Here is a 17,036-nt window from a genome sequence, read left to right on the forward strand (position 1 = left end):
CGCCCCGGGCCCGGCAACCACCCGCCGGCTCCCGCTGCCGGGCGTACCGGTTCGCGGTCCGACGGCCCGTCTGACGCCGGCGTCGTCCAGCGACTGCCGGTCGCTGGTGCCGAACGCGTGGCCGTCCGCCCTGGAACCGGTCACGGCTGACCGCATGCTTCCGGCGCTGCGGTGAGCGCAGTTCGGCGACCCCCAGGCCTCCGGCTGGATCCGAGGACGGACGGTAGTGTTCGCGAGGTGACCGGCACGGGGCCGATGCTCCGGGAACGCGGCCTGCGGCGGGCGCTGAGGACCATGGGCGCGTTGGTACTGGCGATCCACGGGTTGGTGCACCTGATGGGTGTAGCGCTGCTGTGGCGGTGGGGCCAGCCCGGTGAGCTGCGGTACACGGACGTGCAACCGGAGGCCGGCTCTGTTGCCGGCATGGCTGTCGGCGGGACCTGGCTGGTTGCCGTCGTGCTCTTCCTGCTCACCGCCGGACTCCTGGCCGCCCGTCGGCCGACGTGGCGTCCGGTCGGCTTGCTGGCATCGCTCATCTCGATCGCGGTGCTCCTGCCGTCGGCCTCTCTCGCCTGGGCGGGGCTGATCGTCGACGCGGCGGTGCTCGTCGCCATCGCCTTCGCCGTCGCATCCGCCCACCGGCAGCCGCGGCCCGCCGCCAGGAGCGGCCGATGACCCCTCCCCCGGCCCCGAGGTCCGCCCGCAGGGTCCGGGCCGAGTGGGACCGGCTGGCCGGACGGAGCCGGCCCGCCGAGACCTTCGATCCCGCGGCGGTGGCCGACCTCCCCGCGGCCGCACGCCGGTGGCTGCGGCACGCAATCGCCCCAGGGACGCCGCTGTGGCCGTCGGTGACACTCACCATGCACGGGCAGATCCGGCTCGGAGCCTGGCGACAGTTCACCGCCCAGCAGGTGCTCGCCCCTCCCCACGGCTTCGTGTGGGCAGCCACGGCCCGCCTGTTCGGCGTACCCGTCACCGGCTTCGACCGGTACAGTTCCGGTACCGGACAGATGAACTGGCGGCTCGCGGGGCTGGTCCCCGTGATGACCGCGACCGGACCCGACGTCACCCGCAGCGCCGCCGGCCGCCTCGCCGGCGAGATGGCCCTTGCCCCGACCACCTTCCGATCCGCTACCTGGACACCGGGCCGCGACCAGGACCACGCCGTCGTCACCTGGCGGATCGACGAGCACGAGGAGCGCGCCGAGTTCCACGTCGCTCCCGACGGACGGCTGCTCGGCGTCCTCATGCAGCGCTGGGGCAACCCTGGCGGTGAACCCTTCGGCCGCTACCCCTTCGGCGTGACCATCGAGACCGAGGAAACCTTCGACGGCGTCACCATCGGCTCCCGGCTCCGTGCGGGGTGGTGGTGGGGCACCGACCGGCAGGACGAAGGCGCGTTCTTCCGCGCCACCATCACCGGCGCCCGCTTCTGCTGACGGCCGATCCCACCGCAGGTTGCCGGCGACTGCCCCTTCCTCCCCGCGACCGGCGGCGAGCTCGCGGACCCGGGGCCTCCCCGTCGGTGGGCGGAGGCGGCCTCTGACTGGAGGGCCGGTCGCGTATCGAACCGGTCGTGGGGATTCCGATGACGGTCAGGGTGCCGGCGATGAGTGGGCGTCCCCCCGTGCGACGGCTAAGGGCGCCGCCTCGGATCTCGTGGGCCATCGGGCCGCATCCGACGGGGCCTGGAGACCGGTACACCCGCCGCGGCTGTGATCCAGCGGCTGGCCACGCGCCGCAGCAGCACGACGCGCGCGGAGGCGCTGACGGCGGCGCTGACGGCGGCGCTCTACGTCGGTCTGCCGCTGCTGCTGCTCGTCGTGGGCGGCACCGGGACCGCCGCGTGGCGGCGATCCCGGTGCCGCCTGGAGGGTCTGCGGCGCTCGAGCGGATCGACCGGTGGCGGTCAGGCGTCGCGTCGGCGCAGCGCGACCGCACCGGCGACGAGGGGCACGAGGGCGTAGGCGGCGACGACGAGCACTCCGGTCAGCGGGCTGAGGTCCTTGCCGACGGAGGCCAGGGAGTCCTCGCCGCCGCCGAGGAACGCTCCGGCTGCCGGTACGGGCAGGTAGTCCACCAGTGTCTGCACCCAGCTCAGGTTGATGAACGTCAGCACGCCGGGCAGGAGGAGTAGCACGGTGATCGCCACGGTGATAGCGGCGGCGCTGGACCGCAGCAGAGTCCCGATGCCGAGGGCGAACACCGCGGCGGCGATGAGGAAGTACACCGTGCCGCCGAACACCTGCCAGGTATCCGCGTCGCCGAGGGCGACGGTGCGGTCCTGCCCGGAGAGGATCGGCATCGTCACCACGAAGGCCAGCGCGATCGACACGGCGGCCACCGCGGCGGTGACCGCGGCCAGCGCGAGGGCCTTGGCGGCCAGCACCGGCAGCCTGGTGGGTACCGCGGCCAGGGTCGAGCGGATCATGCCGGTCGAGTACTCGCCGGTGATCAGCAGCGCGCCGAGCACCGCGATGGTCAGCATGCCGAGCTGGAAGCCGCCGGACACCACCTCGGCGCCGGTCAACGCGGCCGTCGCGGCCGCGGTCGCCGGGTCGGCTGCGACGGCGTCGAGGGAGAAGGCCACGGCCAGGGAGACGCCGACGATCAGCGCCACGGTCGCCGCGAGCACCCACCAGGTGGATCGCAGGGACAGCAGTTTGATCCACTCCGCGCGAAGTACGCCGGTGAAGGTCAGGCGTGCCCTCGCGGCCGGTGCGGGAGCAGGCGGCGGAACGGCGGCGACGGGGTCGGGGGCAGCGAGGGTGGTGCTCATCGGTTCGTCTCCTCAGCAGTGGCAGGCATGGCGGTGGATGTCGTGGCAGCGGTGGCGGCGGAGAGGGTGGCGTCGGAGCGGTACTCGACGGCGTCCTGGGTGAGGCTCATGTAGGCCTCCTCGAGGGTGGCGCTGCGCGGGCTCAGCTCGTGCAGCACGATCCCGGCGGCGAACGCGGTCTCCCCGATGGTCTCGGCGTCGACCCCACGGAGCTCGAGCGTCCCGGGCTCGGGCGAGGTGACGACGACGCCCTCGCCTCGAACCAGGTCGGCCAGCTCGCCGGCGCGTGGACTGCGCACGCGGACGGCAGCAGCGGAGACGGAGTCGATGACCTCCTGCACCGGGCCTACGGCGATGATCCGGCCGCGGCCGATGACCAGGAGCTGGTCGGCGGTCTGCGCCATCTCGCTCATCAGGTGGGAGGAGAGGAAGACCGTCCGCCCCTCGTCGGCGAGCGACCGGACGAGCCGGCGCACCCACTGCACGCCTTCGGGATCCAGGCCGTTGACCGGCTCGTCGAGGATCAGGGTGCGGGGGTCCGCAAGCATCGCCGACGCGATGCCGAGGCGCTGGCCCATGCCCAGGGAGAAGCCCCCGACGCGTTTGCCCGCGACGGTGGCCAGGCCGGTCATCTCGATGACCTCGTCCACGCGGGAGGCGGGGATGTTGTGGGTGGCGGCCATGGTGCGCAGGTGGGAGCGGGCGCTTCGGCCGGGGTGGACGGCCTTGGCGTCGAGCAGCGCACCGGCCTCGCTCAGCGGAGAACGGTGGTCGGCGTAGGGCTTGCCGTTGACCGTGACCGACCCGGAGGTGGGCCGGTCCAACCCCATGATCATCCGCATGGTGGTGGACTTGCCGGCGCCGTTCGGTCCGAGGAAGCCGGTGACGGAGCCGGGGGCGATCGTGAAGCTGATGCCGTCGACGGCGATCTTGTCGCCGTAGCGCTTGGTGAGCTCGTGTGCCTCGATCATGACGCTGCCTCTCGGAAGTGCTGCTGGATGGACGAGGTCGTCGGTCCGGGGAGGCGGAGGACGACGTTGCCGCGCTTGTGGCCGGTGTCGACGTAGCGGTGCGCCTCGGCGATGTCGGCCAGGTCGAAGGTGCGGTCCCGGACCGCCCGGTAGGCGCCGGCCCGGGCGAGAGCCACGAGCGCCCGGAGATCCTCGGCGGTGGGCTTGCCGCCGTCGGTGGTGATCCGGTGGCCGGTGCGCCGGCTGCGGATCGGGGCGCGCAGGATCGCGGGCAGGTCGGCGATGACGAGCAGCAGCGCGCCGCCCGGCCGGATCAGGTGCCGGACGCGCTCGTACGGGGCGTTGCCGACGCAGTCCACGATCACGTCGTAGGTGGCGGGATCGGCGGTGAAGTCCTCGGTCGCGTAGTCGATCACCCGGTCGGCTCCCAGTGAGCTCACCAGGTCTCGGTTGGGCCCGCTGCAGACCGCGGTGACGTGCCCGCCGGCGTGCTTGGCCAGTTGCACGGCTGCGGTGCCGACCGCGCCGGAGGCGCCGTTCACCAGCACCGTGGCACCGGGGACGAGGTGCGCCTGCTGCAGGAAGCGGCGGGCGGTGAGGCCGCCGAAGACGAGGGTCACGGCGTCCTCGAACGTCATGTTCGGGGGCTTGTGGGCGACCGCGCCGTCGGGCCGGATCCGGGCGTACTCGGCGTGCCCGCCGAAGGCCGCCCCCAGCATCGCGATCACCTCGTCGCCGGGCGCGAACCGGGTGACGCGGTGGCCGACGGCCTCGACGACGCCGGCGGCGTCCATCCCGAGCACGCGCCGCTTGGGACGGAGCAGGCCGATCCCGGTAGCGGCGAGCAGGCCGAGTCCGCGGGGCACCTCGCGGCTGCGGGCGCGGTGGTCGGCGGCGCTGACGGTGCTGGCGTGCACCCGGATGAGGACGTCGTCCGGCCCCACCGTCGGCCGCGGCACCTCCTCGACGCCGACGGTGTCCGGCCCGCCGAAGCGGCGGTAGACCGCGGCCCTCATCGCTGGTCCTGCCGACCCTGCAGGGCGGCGACGGCGGCCGGCTTGAAGCCCTTGACGACGAGGTAGACGCCGAGGGAGAACTCCCACACCGCGATGGGGAGCGCGCCGAGGAGCGAGGCGGGCGAGGTGCGGTCGTACAGGTCGAAGAAGATCGCCAGATCCGAGGCCAGCAGCAGCGGGGCGCCGATCAGGCCGATGGTCGGGAGGATCCGCGGCACGAGGCCGGAGCGGTACAGGACGGTGCCCAGGCAGAGGGCGTTGAAGACCGGCATGAGGCTCTGGCTGAGCAGGAACGTCCAGTCGTAGGTCGCGGACAGGGTGTGGCCGGCGGTGAGCAGGGACGCCGGGTCCGCGTCGGCGGTGCCGGCGACGTCCTGCCGCAGGGTGACCAGGGTGAGCACGCTGACGACACCGACGATGATGAGGGCGCCTTCGACGACCCGGGAGGCTACGAACCCGAGCGCGGCGGTCTCGCTCTGCCGCCGCGCGACGCGGAACAGCACCACGGCGGTGCCGATGCCGGCCAGGGCGACGACGACCTCCGACAACGCCGCCCAGAGCACGCCGGCGTCGCTGCCGGCGCCGAGGACGAAGTCGTCCTCCTCCCGCACGTCCTGGTACATCGCGAGGGTCGGAACGGACACGAAGGTGAGCAGGTAGAGGATGCCGGCGGCGCGGGAGGTGCGCCGCATCGGATCGGTGGGGACGATGGTCGTCGGTGCGGGTGGGGTGGTCGTTGCCATCGCGATCTCCTGGTGGGTGCTGGCCGCAACGGGTGCGCGGTCGTCGGATCAGTGGCTGTCGAGGCGGGTGACCGAGACCAGGGCCAGGCCCAGGTCCCGGATGCGGGTGAGGACGCCGTGCAGCGCGGCCTGGTCGGCAACCGGGCCGGACAGGACGGTGGTGCCGTCGTCGGCCGCGGTGAGGCTCAGGCCGTCGAACCAGGGAGCCCAGCGGGGGCCTAGTCGGCCCTCGATGCGGATCTCGTAGCACCCCCCGTCGGAGAGACCGAGGTGCCGGTTCTCCGCCATCGCCGACCTCCTGGCCGCTCCGGGCCGGGAAGGTTCCCGGTCGCCGCTCCGGCGTCTGCTCGGTACGGCACGGAACGTAGGAAGCCGGAGGGTGAGTGCGGATCACCATGTGTGGTGATCCGGGTGGTGAACCGGGCCGTCAGGAGGCCGGCCGGCGCCGACCGCGGCAGCCCGCCGCAGCGCTACGGGGCGATCGCGCGAGTCCGGTGGGCGGTCGGCGCGAGCAGGCCGAGCTCCTGCCCGCGGCGGACCGCCGCGCGGCGGTTGTTCACGCCGAGTTTGGCGTAGAGGTTCTTCGTGTGGGTGCGGACGGTGTTCACCGAGACGAACAGCCGGCGGGCGATGTCCGGGCCGTCCAGATCGGTGCCCAGCAGCCGCAGCACGTCGAGCTCACGGGCCCTGAGCGGTTCGACCAGGGATCGTCGGCCGGCAGCCGCGCCGTCCTGGTCCGGACCTGCGGCGAGGAGTCGGTGGAGGTAGGGGCTCGTGCCCGCCCGGGCGGCGAGGGCTTCCAGCAGCGGGATCAGCTTCTCCCCCTCGTCGAGGAAGACCCGGACGTACCCCTCCGGCTGGGCGAGCGCCACGGCCCGGTCCAGGGAGGCGAGCGCGCGTGGGGTGTCGCCGCCGGCCTGCTGCGCCCTGGCCAGCAGCAGGGACAGCTCGATCACGCTCCCTCTCCGCTTCCCTTCCTCGGCCGCGTGCGTCAGCCGCTCCAGGAGCCCGGTCGCCTGGGCGAGGCTGCCCGGGTCACCCGAGAGTTCGTGTCGTGCCAGCAGGACACGGGCGAGCGTGGTGTGCTCGAACTCGCGCAGGTAGGACAGGTCGTCCCGGGGCGACAGCCGGCGCTCGCACGCCCAGCCGAACGCCTCGCCCACCCGGCCCTGCGCCAGCCACATCCGCGCCCGCAGCGCGGGGATCGGGCGGACGTCCGGGAACATGTCGCCGACATACAGGCGCTCGGCCTCGTCGAGCAGGTCGACCGCGCCCGCCAGGTCGCCCTCCGCCGCCCGCAGCCGCGCCGTCGCGACCCTGCTGCGGTGCCGGTTCTGCGGCAGGCCGGCGCCCTCCCCCAGAGCGGCGCTCACGGCCAGGTGTTCGCGCGCGACGTTCAGCTCGTCGCGTTCGAGGTGGAGCTCGCTCAGCCCCACGTGCATGTCGGCCGCTCCGCGCAGCACGGACCCGCCGTGCCGCACCGCGGCCGTCAGCCCGGACCGGTAGGTGGCCTCGGCGTCCCGGAGCCTCCCGCGCGCCAGCTCGATGTCCGCCACCGCGAGCGAGACGCCCAAGGTGTCCGAGTGGTGACCGGCCCGGTGCAGCTGCGCACGGGACTCGCTCCACCAGCGGTTCGCGGCGTCGAGGTCACCCCCGGTCCAGTACGCCAGTCCGAGCAGCCCGGCCGCCGAGCCGCGCACCAGGTGCTCGTCGTCCCCGGCGAGGTCGAGGACGCGCTGGGCGTGGGTCATAGTGGCCTGCAGGTCGCCGGTCAGGCGGGCCTGGGCGGCGCGGTACACGGCGACCTGGCCCCGGACGGCTCGGAGGACGGCGTCGTCGGCTCCGGAGCCGCCTGGCTCCCGGGCGCCGGCCGCGTCCAGCCAGCGTTCGGCGTCGCGCAGGTGCTCTTCGACGCCGTCGAGTTCGCCGTGGACCAGGATCGCGCCGGCGTATCCCGCGCGGAGCAGCGGCCGGTCACGGAGCACCTGCTCCGGCAGCTGCTTGAACCAGTGGCGGAGCGTGGTCTCCTGGCGGTTCTGCCGGGCCGCCGGCATGGCCAGCTCCACCAGGTCGGCCGCCCGTTCGGGGTCGCCACCGGCCAGCGCGTGCCGGATCGCCTCGGCGGGTTCGCCGTGCTGGGCGAACCAGTCGCCGGCCCGCCGGTGCAGCTCCGGGACGGCTTCGGGCTGTTCGGCCAGCAGCCGCGCGTGCAGCACGTCGGCGAACAGGTGGTGGAACCGGTACCAGTGGCGGCGGTCGTCCAGCGGGACCAGGAACAGGTTCGCGCGCTCCAGGGCCTCCAGCATCGACGTGCCGCCGTCCCGGCCGACGACGACGTCGCACAGCGGGCCGCTGAGCCGGCGGAGCACGGCCGTCCGCAGCAGGAAGTCCCGTACGTCACCGGGTTGGCGCTCCAGCACCTCCTCGACCAGGTAGTCGACGACGTAGCGATCGTCGCCGGCGAAGCCGGCGATGAAGCCGGCGACGTCGTCGCGGCCCCGCATCGACAACGCCGCGAGCTGCAGCGCGGCGATCCACCCCTCGGTCCGCGTGTCGAGCGCCGCGACGTGCTCCGGGCTCACGGCCAGGCCCATCGCGTCGGTGAGGTACGTGGCCGTCTCCCCGGCCGTGAAGCGCAGGTCCGCTGCACGGACCTCGACCAGTTCGCCGCGCGCCCGAAGTCGGGCCAGGTGCAGGGGCGGGTCGGCGCGGGTGGCGATCACCAGGTGGACGTGGGGCGGCAGCCGCTCGAGCAAGAAGGTCATCCACTCGTGCACGACCCGAGCCGTGACGAGGTGGTAATCGTCCAGGACCAGCACCACGTCGCCCGGCACGGCGTCGAGGTCGTTGACGAGGGCGACGAGCACCTCGTCCATGGCCGCGTGCGGCTCCTGCAGGAGCGCGAGCGCGCCGGTGCCCACACCGGCGACCGCGGTCTGCAAGGCGGAGACGACGTAGGTCCAGAAGACGGTCGGATCGTCGTCCCGCTCGTCGAGCGACAGCCAGGCGATCGACCTCCCATCGGCGGCGGCCAGCCACTCCGTGAGAACGGTGGTCTTCCCGAATCCGGCGGGCGCCGAGACGAGCGTCAGAGCCGCCTCGTCACCGCGACCCAGGCGCTCGCTCAGCCGCGACCGCGCCACCAAGCCGCGCCGCCGCCGGGGGACGTTCAGCTTCGTGCTGAGCAGCGGGCCCATCCCGACCACCACCCTCGCGAGGTCGCGCCCCGACGCCGACGACTCCGGTCACCGCCACACCGTCGGCGCAGGGGACACATCGTGTCAGCGGCGTCCGGCGGTGTCGACGGGCTTCCGTCCTCCCATCGCGGTGCTCACGTGCCGGCGGCCCCTCGCCTCGGTGCGATGGGACTCCGTCGTTCCGCCGCCTGTCGAGCAGGCAGCGCCCCGGCCACCCCCTGTCCCCGGCGGGTGGCCGGGGCGGCGGCAGCGTCGTGCGCCCCAGGGCGGGCCCCAGGACCTGACTCCCGACTCCAGCTGTGCGGCCGCCGCTCGGCCGACAGGATCGGCCTGATCAAAGGCACACCGCTGGCGGCGGTCACCAGTCGGGTCGCCGGGCCGCGCAGCATCAGCACGAACAGCGACACGACGAGGGCACCGAGTACCAGCCCGTCCACCACGTCGTGCGGGTAGTGCACCCCGAGGCCCACGCGGGCGGCAGCGACCCCCAGGGCGAGCAGCGTGGCGACCGGCCACCAGCGGGGGATCCTCCAGATCAGGGCAGCGGCCAGAGCCGCCGCCAGGGTTGCGTGGTTGCTCGGCAACGACCAGTCGCCGACGGGCGGGCACTCGGCGATGGCGTCGAGGCCGGGGACCGTGCGGCACGGGCGGTCCTGGGCGACCAGCGCCTTCACCAGCTCGCTGACTCCCAGGGCCACCAGCACGCCGACACCGCCCACGACCGCGGTGGCCACCGGACGAGGCCCGCGAGCACGCGCCTGCCACGCCGAGGCCGCGAGCAGCAGTGCCAGCAGCACCAGTCCGCCCTCGCTCGCGCCGGCCAGTGCGTGCTGCCCCCACGTAGGCCAGTCCGCGACCGCGCCGGCGGCGGATCGAGCGGCCTGGGAGCTCGGGGTGTCGTTGGTCAGGAGCAACACGGCGGCCCCGCCCAGCAGCAGAATCGGGGCTGCAACCGGCCGCACCGTCGTCCAGTTCGTCGTCATGACGCCGATGTTCCGCACGACGATGGCCGGACGGGTCGTGCGCCGGGACCGACCCCCCGGTCCTCCTCGAGGAGGAGACGGGCCTCGACCTCCTCCTGCAGACCCACGCGCAGATCCCTCCGTCCGGCCGATGGCCGGGCGCGCATCCGCCTCGACGATTCATGGCGCCGCAGGAGCTGCGGCACCCACGGACCACCGAGGAGGGATCGTGACAACGGTCCAGCAGGGGACGACCGCAGCCGACGTGTTGGCGGCCGCTCACACGTACGCCGCTCGCGGAGCGGCGCTGAGCAAGGTGTACGGCGAGGGCGACACGCGGGTCGTCGCCCTCGACACCGTCGACGTCGCGTTCCGCCGCGGTCAGTTCACCGCGATCATGGGCCCCTCGGGGTCCGGCAAGTCGACGCTGATGCACTGCATGGCCGGTCTGGACAGCCTGACCTCCGGCCAGGCGTGGATCGGCGAGACCGAGATCAGCGCCCTGGACGACAAGGGCCTCACCCGGCTGCGCCGGGACAAGGTCGGCTTCATCTTCCAGGCCTTCAACCTGCTGCCCACGCTGACCGCGCTGGAGAACATCACGCTGCCCATGGACATCGCCGGTCGCACCCCCGACCAGGCCTGGCTGGATGGTGTCATCGACGCCGTGGGCCTGCGGGAGCGGCTGGGACACCGGCCGACCGAGCTGTCCGGCGGGCAGCAGCAGCGCGTCGCCTGCGCCCGCGCCCTGGCGAGCCGGCCGGACATCATCTTCGCCGACGAGCCCACCGGGAACCTCGACTCCCGCAGCGGCGCCTCGGTGCTCTCGTTCCTGCGCACCTCCGTGCGCGAGATGGGCCAGACCGTCGTGATGGTGACCCACGACCCGTCGGCAGCCTCCTACGCCGACCGGGTGCTGTTCCTGGCCGACGGGCGCATCGTCGACGAGATGGCGGCCCCGACCGCCGACCGGGTCCTCGAGCGCATGAAGGCCTTCGACACCGCCGGCCGCGGCGCCACCGAGGCGATCTGAGATGTGGCGGACCACCTGGCGCAGCCTGATGGCGCACAAGCTGCGGCTCGCCTTCTCCGGACTCGCCATCGTGCTCGGCGTCGCCTTCGTCGCCGGAACCATGATCTTCACCGACACCCTGAACCGGACCTTCACCGCGCTGTTCGAGAGCACCGCTGCCGACGTGAGCGTCGAGCCCGCGGCGGCCTTCGAGGAGGGCGTCAACGGCCCCAGCGGCACCACCGCCCACCTGCCCTCGGCGTTGGTGGAGCAGGTGCGCGCCGTCGACGGCGTGGCCGCGGCGGAGGGGTATGTGCAGACAGAGGGCGTCTACGTCCTGGACCGGGACGGCGATGTGCTCGACACCGGCGGTGCACCGGGTGTGGGCGTCAGCTGGTTCGACGACCCGGACCTGTCACCGAGCGAGCTCACCGACGGGCGGGCACCGGCTCGCGACGGCGAGGTCGCGCTCGACGCGGCGACGGCCGAGGAGATCGGCTACACCGTCGGCGACCGCGTCACCCTGCTCACCCCGGGCCCGCGCATCGAGGCCGAGGTCGTCGGCATCTTCACCTTCGGCGAGGACGGCGGTCTGGCCGGTGCCTCCCTGACCGCGTTCCACCTGGGCACCGCGCAGACGCTCCTCGGACTGGGGGACGACTTCACCGGCATCAACGTGCTCGCCGCCGACGCGGTGTCCCACGACGAGCTCCGGAACCGCATCGCCGCCGCCCTGGGTGACGACTACGACGTGACGACCGCGCAGGAGCAGGCCGACGAGCAGTCAGCGGCGCTGGAGGACGGGCTCTCCTTCATCACCGTGCTGCTGACGGCGTTCGCCGGCATCGCCCTGTTCGTGGGGTCGTTCATCATCCTCAACACCTTCTCCATGCTCGTCGCCCAGCGCACGCGGGAGCTGGCGCTTCTGCGCGCCCTGGGGGCCGGCCGCGGACAGGTGACCCGATCGGTGCTCACCGAGGCCCTCGTCATGGGCATCCTCGGTTCGACGCTGGGGCTGCTGGGTGGGTTCGGCATCGCCTCGGCCCTGCGGGCGCTGTTCGGGAGCTTCGGCCTGACGCTGGACGGGAACCTGGTCCTCTCGGCGGGCACCATCGCCTGGTCCTACGCCGTCGGCGTCGTGGTCACGCTGGTCGCGGCGTACCTGCCCGCCCGCAGGGCGGCCGCCACCCCTCCGGTCGCGGCCATGCGCGACGACCACGTGGCGGCGGAGCGCTCGCTGCGCCGGCGCGCCCTCACCGGTTCGGTGCTGGCCGTCGTCGGTGCCGGTGCACTGGTCACCAGCCTCCTGGCCGACGGCGGGAGCGCCGCCCAGCTGGTCGGGTTCGGCGGGCTGAGCCTGGTCCTGGCCGCCATCGCGCTGAGCCCGGTCCTGGCGCGGCCGTTCGCCCGGTCGGTGGGGGCCGTCCTGCCCCGGGTGTGGGGAACGACCGGGCACCTCGCCCGGGAGAACGCCCAGCGCAATCCCCGCCGGACGGCGGCCACGGCATCGGCCCTGATGGTCGGCCTCGCCCTGGTGACGGCGTTCAGCATCCTCGGCGCGTCGACCAACGCCTCGGTCGACAAGCTGATCGGCACGGCGCTGCGAGCGGACTTCGTCGTCTCGACCTCGGTGGGTCAACCCTTCACCCCGGAGGTCGCCGACCGGCTCCGCACGATCGACGGGGTCGAGGCCGTCACCCAGGAGCGGTTCGGCCAGGCCATGCTCGACGGGCAGGGAACCCTGGTCGCGGCGATCGACCCTGCAACGCTGGACAGCACGGTGCTGCTGGACTACCGCGACGGCAGCAGCGCAGGCCTCGCCGGCCGGGGGCTGGTGGTCGACGAGCCGACGGCGGACAGCCACGGCTGGGACGTCGGTGACACCGTGCAGATGGTGACGGCCACCGGGGACACAGCACAGCTGACCGTCGGCGGCGTCTTCGCGGCCAACCAGGTGATCGCACCGGCGGTCGTGTCGCTGGAGACCTTCGCCGTCACCGGTGGTGCGGAGCTGGACCGGTACGTCTTCGTGGACGTCGCGGACGGCGCGGACACCGCGTCCGTGCGATCGGCCATCGAGACGGCGATCGACCCCTACCCGGTCGTGACCCTCAAGGACCGCGACGAGTTCGCCGGCGAGCAGAAGGGGCAGGTCGACCAGATCCTGATGCTGATCAACGCCCTGCTGGTGCTGTCGGTGCTGATCGCCGTCCTGGGCATCGTCAACACCCTGGCGATGTCGGTGCTCGAGCGGACCCGCGAGGTGGGCCTGCTCCGGGCGATCGGCATGACCCGCGCCCAGCTGCGCCGGATGGTCCGGCTCGAGTCGGTGCTCATCTCGGTGTACGGGTCGGTGCTGGGGCTCGCGCTGGGCGCGCTGATCGGGATCGGCCTCAGCCGGGCGCTCGCCGACCAGGGCATCTCGGAGTTGGTCGTCCCGGGCGGGCGGCTGGTCCTCTTCCTCGCCATCGGCGCCGTGATCGGCGTCCTGGCCGCCGTCTGGCCGGCCCGGCGCGCGGCGCGGATGCAGGTGCTCGACGCCATCGCCACCACCTGATCGGGCAGCAACGGCCAGAGGGGCGCCCCGCACGGGACGCCCCTCCGGTGCCTGTCTCAGGCGGCCAGAGGGATGCGCGCGACGACGCGGGTGCCGCGGTCGGGGACGCTGTCCACGTGCACCGTCCCGCCGCAGAGCCTCGCCCGCTCCTGCATCGTCCGCTGCCCGTGGCCCCCGGCCCGACGGGCGGCGGGGTCGAACCCGCAGCCGTCGTCGGTGACGGTGAGGACGAGTTCGGAGCCACGCACGCCCAGGGCGACGGCCGCCGCGGAGGCGCCGGCGTGCTTGAGGCAGTTGTGCAGCGCCTCCCCCGCGATCCGCACCAGGTGCTGGGTGGCCTCGGCCCCCACGGGCGGCACCGCGTCGTCCAGCTGCAGCCGCACCGGCAGCCCGTGGCGTGTGGTGCAGGTGGTCGCCAGCTGGCGCAGCGCCTCCGGCAGGTCGACCGGCGGCTCGGAGTGGTGCCCGCGCATCCCGGAAACCATCTGCCGGAGCTGGGAGACCGCCTCCTTGGACAGGGCCTCCAGGTCCCGCGCGGCCTCGGCCACCACCTCGGGAGCGCCCGCGGCCAGCCCCCGCTGGATCGCCTGCGCTCGTGCGTGGATGGAGAACAGGGCCGCGCTCACCGAGTCGTGCAGGTCCCGGCCGAGCCGGTGCCGTTCCAGCTCGGCGGCGTGCGCGGCGGCCTGCTCCCGCAGTTGCTCGTCGGCCAGCGCCACCGACGCGTGCGCCCCCAGGGCCGACCACGAGGTCAGCTCCGCCTTCGTGGGCGCGGTGACGGTGACCGGCAGGAGCAGGACGAGGGCGCCGACGATCTGCCCGCCCCGGTGCAGCGGCACCTTGACCGACCCCTCCCACGCCAGTCCGGCGGTCAGTTCGGCGATGATCGACGTCGACGGCGACGCGGCCAGCCGGGACCGGCCGTCGGACAGCAGCATCAGCCGCCCCGTCGTCAGCTGGTCACCGCCGGGCAGATCCGCCAGCCGCAAATGGGCAGCCCGCACTGCGTCGTCGAGCTGCTCGGGCAGTCCGGCGCCGGCGCCGAGGGCGAGCCGGCCGTCGGGGCACTCCACGAGCACCAGGCAGGCCACCGCGCGCGACCGCGCGACGGCCTCCTCGGCCAGGGAGTCCAGCACCTCGCCGACCGACCCGCCCTCGGCGATGCGGGCGGCCGCCGCGCCCAGGGCCACCGCGTCCTGCCCGGCGCTGGCCAGCCCGAAGGTGGGGTGGAAGATCGCCGGGGCGAGTTCCTTGCCGCCCGCGTGCAGGACCGAGCCCGACCACGTGATGCCGACCTCGCGGCCGTCCGGCCGCACGATCGTGTTGGCGTAGAAGCCGGTGTCGCCGTCCCGCTGGTCGTGCTCCAGGGCCAGGAGGTACGCCCGCTCGTGTTCCGGGAACGACAGCAGGTAGTCCTCGCCCTGCAACTCGGCGAACGAACGCCCGACGAGGCGGCAGCCGCTGGGGTTCAGGTACACCCACCGGTGGTCGTCGCCGGTCACGCAGACGCCGTAGCCGGAGGTCTCCAGCATCTCCACCAGCGCGTCCAGCCCCAGCTCCCGCAGGACGGCGGCGCCGGCGGACTCGAACCCGCTGCCCGGTGCGGCGGGGAGGTCGTCGACGCCCGGGTCCACCCCCGGCACCTCTCCCACGCCAGCGGGTCGCCTCGTGTCGTCGGCGGTCGCGCTGTCGGTGCTCCACACGGCTGGACAGGCTACCGAGCTACCAGCCGCCGGTGAGCGGTTCTCGACCTCCTCCTCCGAGAGGAGGAAAGCGGGGCGGACCGGTCCTCGAGGAGGAGTCGTCCGGCCCGCGGAGTGACCTACCGTTCCGGACGTGCGACGACTGGCCGCTGCGGCGGTGGACTTCCTGCGGCGGCACGCGGCGCGGCTCGATGCCGCGCTCGGCGCACTGGTCGCCGCGCTCGGTGTCCTGTCGCTCTGGTCGACCCCGGCGCTGGCGACGTTCGACTACCGGGAACCGGACGCGTTCGGTGTCGGGCTGACCCTGCTCGCCGGCGCGGCCGTCGCCGTGCGGACCCGCTGGCCCGTGCCGGCGCTCCTCGTCGCCTGCGGCGCGTCGCTGATACCGCTCCAGCTGGGCTACCCGCAGAGCGTGGCCACCTTCGCACCGCTGCTCATCCTGTACACGGTCGCCGCCCGGCGGCCGGTGTCGGTGAGCGCGCCGGCCGCAGGGTTCGTGTACCTGCTGGTAGGACTGCTCCTGGTGGTAGGGCCGATGGAGCCCACCCTGGCCGACTGGGTCAGCAACAGCTTCATGATCGTCGCCGTCTGGGCCGTCGGCCGGTCGGTGCGCAGCCACCGGGCCGAGAGCGCCGGCCGCGAGGAGCGCAACAGGGCCCTGTTCGAGGCGCGCGAGGCCCGTGCGCGAGCCACGGAGGTGGACGAACGGGCAGGGATCGCCCGGGAGATGCACGACCTGGTCACCCACGGCATCACGGAACTGACCGTGCAGACCTCGGCGGCCCGACGGCTCCTGCGCGACGACCCGGACACCGCAGAACAGCTGCTGGCCGACGTGGAGAGCAAGGGCCGCGACGCCATCGCCGAAATGCGCCGGGTCCTGGACGTCCTGCGGCCCGCCGAGGATGCAGCGGCGCTGCGACCCCAGCCCGGTCTCGCCGACCTCGAGGCCCTCCTCCACGACGCGCGCGCCGAAGGCATGGAGGTCCAGCTGCTGGTCAGCGGCACGCCCGCTGACGTCGAGCAGGGGGTAGGCCTGACCGCCTACCGGATCGTCCAGGAAGCCCTGCGGAACATTCGGCAGCACGCCGGGCGGGCCACCGCCCGAGTCACGCTCGACTGGAGACAGGGGTGCCTGTGCCTGGCTGTCGAGGACGACGGCCGCGGCGCCCTGAGCTGGTTCGCCGACTCCTCGCCCGACGGCCACGGTCTGAACTCGCTCCGCGAGCGCGTCGCGGCCTATGGCGGCAGCCTGCGGACCGGCCCTCGCCGCGGAGGCGGCTTCACCGTCACCGCCAGCCTCCCGACGACCACCCGGAGCCAGTCATGACGATCCGCGTCCTGCTCGTGGACGACCAGCCGCTGCTCCGTACGGGCTTCCGCCTGATCCTCCAGACCGAGTCGGACATCGAGGTCGTCGGCGAGGCCGCCGACGGTGAGGTCGCCCTCGCCCAAGCCCGCGCACTGCACCCTGATGTCGTCCTCATGGACATCCGCATGCCGCGGATGGACGGCGTCGAGGCCACCCGTCGGCTCGGCGAGCTCGACACCCCGCCACGCGTGCTGGTGCTGACGACCTACGACCTCGACGAGTACGTCGTCGAGTCACTCCGTGCCGGGGCGTCGGGGTTCCTGCTCAAGGACGTCCCCGCCGACGACCTCGTCGAGGCCGTCCGCGTCGTCCACCGTGGCGAGGCCGTCGTCGCCCCCCGGGTCACGCGCCGCCTGCTCGACCGCTTCGCCCGGCAGCTGCCCGCCACCACGACGACCGCGCCGGCCCCCCTCGCCCAGCTCACCGAACGCGAGCACCAGGTCCTGCTGCTCGTGGCACGAGGGCTGTCCAACGCCGAGATCGCCAGGGAACTCGTCCTCAGCGAGACGACGGTGAAGACCCACGTGAGCAACGTGCTCATGAAGCTGGGCCTGCGCGACCGGGTCCAGGCGGTCGTGCTCGCATACGAGCGCGGGCTCGTCACGCCGGCCGGCTCCTGAGTACGAGCTCCACCTCGGGCGGTCCTCCTCCGGGAGGAGTTCGGAACGGGACGTCCGGAGGACGACCGAGCGGCGCTCCGCTCCTAGCGTCGGGACCGAGCGGG

Annotated in this window: 14 protein-coding genes; 6 read left to right on the forward strand and 8 right to left on the reverse strand. The window is 73.6% G+C overall.

Annotated features, from left to right (window positions below):
• The first annotated feature begins 237 nt into the window (after positions 1-237).
• On the forward strand, positions 238-675 hold the full coding sequence (locus ACI792_RS05515) for a hypothetical protein (protein ID WP_456601693.1): 438 nt from the start codon (positions 238-240) through the stop codon (positions 673-675).
• Positions 672-1,439 (forward strand): DUF6544 family protein, encoded by a 768-nt coding sequence (locus ACI792_RS05520; protein ID WP_456601694.1) that lies wholly within the window; start codon positions 672-674, stop codon positions 1,437-1,439. Before ACI792_RS05515 ends, ACI792_RS05520 begins: the two co-directional genes overlap by 4 nt.
• Positions 1,440-1,909: 470 nt before the next feature.
• On the opposite strand, the gene ACI792_RS05525 is transcribed toward ACI792_RS05520, so the two are convergent.
• From ACI792_RS05525 to ACI792_RS05555, 7 genes are all read right to left on the reverse strand, one after another.
• On the reverse strand, positions 1,910-2,779 hold the full coding sequence (locus ACI792_RS05525; protein WP_456601695.1) for an ABC transporter permease subunit: 870 nt from the start codon (positions 2,777-2,779) through the stop codon (positions 1,910-1,912).
• On the reverse strand, positions 2,776-3,750 hold the full coding sequence (locus ACI792_RS05530) for an ABC transporter ATP-binding protein (protein ID WP_456601696.1): 975 nt from the start codon (positions 3,748-3,750) through the stop codon (positions 2,776-2,778). Before ACI792_RS05530 ends, ACI792_RS05525 begins: the two co-directional genes overlap by 4 nt.
• The gene (locus ACI792_RS05535) at positions 3,747-4,766 is read right to left on the reverse strand and encodes an NAD(P)-dependent alcohol dehydrogenase (RefSeq protein ID WP_456601697.1); all 1,020 of its coding nucleotides are present in this window, start codon (positions 4,764-4,766) and stop codon (positions 3,747-3,749) included. Before ACI792_RS05535 ends, ACI792_RS05530 begins: the two co-directional genes overlap by 4 nt.
• Complete coding sequence (locus ACI792_RS05540; protein WP_456601698.1) at positions 4,763-5,509, reverse strand: DUF4386 domain-containing protein; 747 nt, start codon at positions 5,507-5,509, stop codon at positions 4,763-4,765. The genes ACI792_RS05535 and ACI792_RS05540 overlap by 4 nt, the downstream gene beginning before the upstream one ends.
• 48 nt (positions 5,510-5,557) lie before the next feature.
• A complete protein-coding gene (locus ACI792_RS05545) occupies positions 5,558-5,797 on the reverse strand; it encodes a hypothetical protein (RefSeq protein ID WP_456601699.1) in 240 nt (79 codons plus the stop codon).
• 182 nt (positions 5,798-5,979) lie between these two features.
• Positions 5,980-8,706: a LuxR C-terminal-related transcriptional regulator gene (locus ACI792_RS05550; protein ID WP_456601700.1), complete on the reverse strand. Its 2,727-nt coding sequence runs from the start codon at positions 8,704-8,706 to the stop codon at positions 5,980-5,982.
• A 134-nt stretch (positions 8,707-8,840) separates the two neighbouring features.
• The gene (locus tag ACI792_RS05555; protein ID WP_456601701.1) at positions 8,841-9,689 is read right to left on the reverse strand and encodes a phosphatase PAP2 family protein; all 849 of its coding nucleotides are present in this window, start codon (positions 9,687-9,689) and stop codon (positions 8,841-8,843) included.
• A gap of 208 nt (positions 9,690-9,897) precedes the next feature.
• Here ACI792_RS05555 and ACI792_RS05560 point away from each other — a divergent pair, with 208 nt between their 5' ends.
• Both ACI792_RS05560 and ACI792_RS05565 read left to right on the forward strand, forming a co-directional pair.
• Positions 9,898-10,701: an ABC transporter ATP-binding protein gene (locus ACI792_RS05560; RefSeq protein ID WP_456601702.1), complete on the forward strand. Its 804-nt coding sequence runs from the start codon at positions 9,898-9,900 to the stop codon at positions 10,699-10,701.
• Position 10,702: 1 nt separating this feature from the next.
• Positions 10,703-13,237, forward strand: a complete 2,535-nt coding sequence (locus ACI792_RS05565; protein WP_456601703.1) for an ABC transporter permease — start codon at positions 10,703-10,705, stop codon at positions 13,235-13,237.
• Positions 13,238-13,293: 56 nt separating this feature from the next.
• On the opposite strand, the gene ACI792_RS05570 is transcribed toward ACI792_RS05565, so the two are convergent.
• The gene (locus tag ACI792_RS05570; RefSeq protein WP_456601704.1) at positions 13,294-14,940 is read right to left on the reverse strand and encodes a histidine kinase; all 1,647 of its coding nucleotides are present in this window, start codon (positions 14,938-14,940) and stop codon (positions 13,294-13,296) included.
• 133 nt (positions 14,941-15,073) lie between these two features.
• On the opposite strand from ACI792_RS05570, the gene ACI792_RS05575 reads away from it, so the two are divergent.
• A complete protein-coding gene (locus ACI792_RS05575; protein ID WP_456601705.1) occupies positions 15,074-16,270 on the forward strand; it encodes a sensor histidine kinase in 1,197 nt (398 codons plus the stop codon).
• Positions 16,267-16,932 (forward strand): response regulator, encoded by a 666-nt coding sequence (locus ACI792_RS05580; RefSeq protein WP_456601706.1) that lies wholly within the window; start codon positions 16,267-16,269, stop codon positions 16,930-16,932. Before ACI792_RS05575 ends, ACI792_RS05580 begins: the two co-directional genes overlap by 4 nt.
• Positions 16,933-17,036: the final 104 nt, after the last annotated feature.

The sequence above is a fragment of the Blastococcus sp. SYSU DS0669 genome, assembly GCF_054050895.1.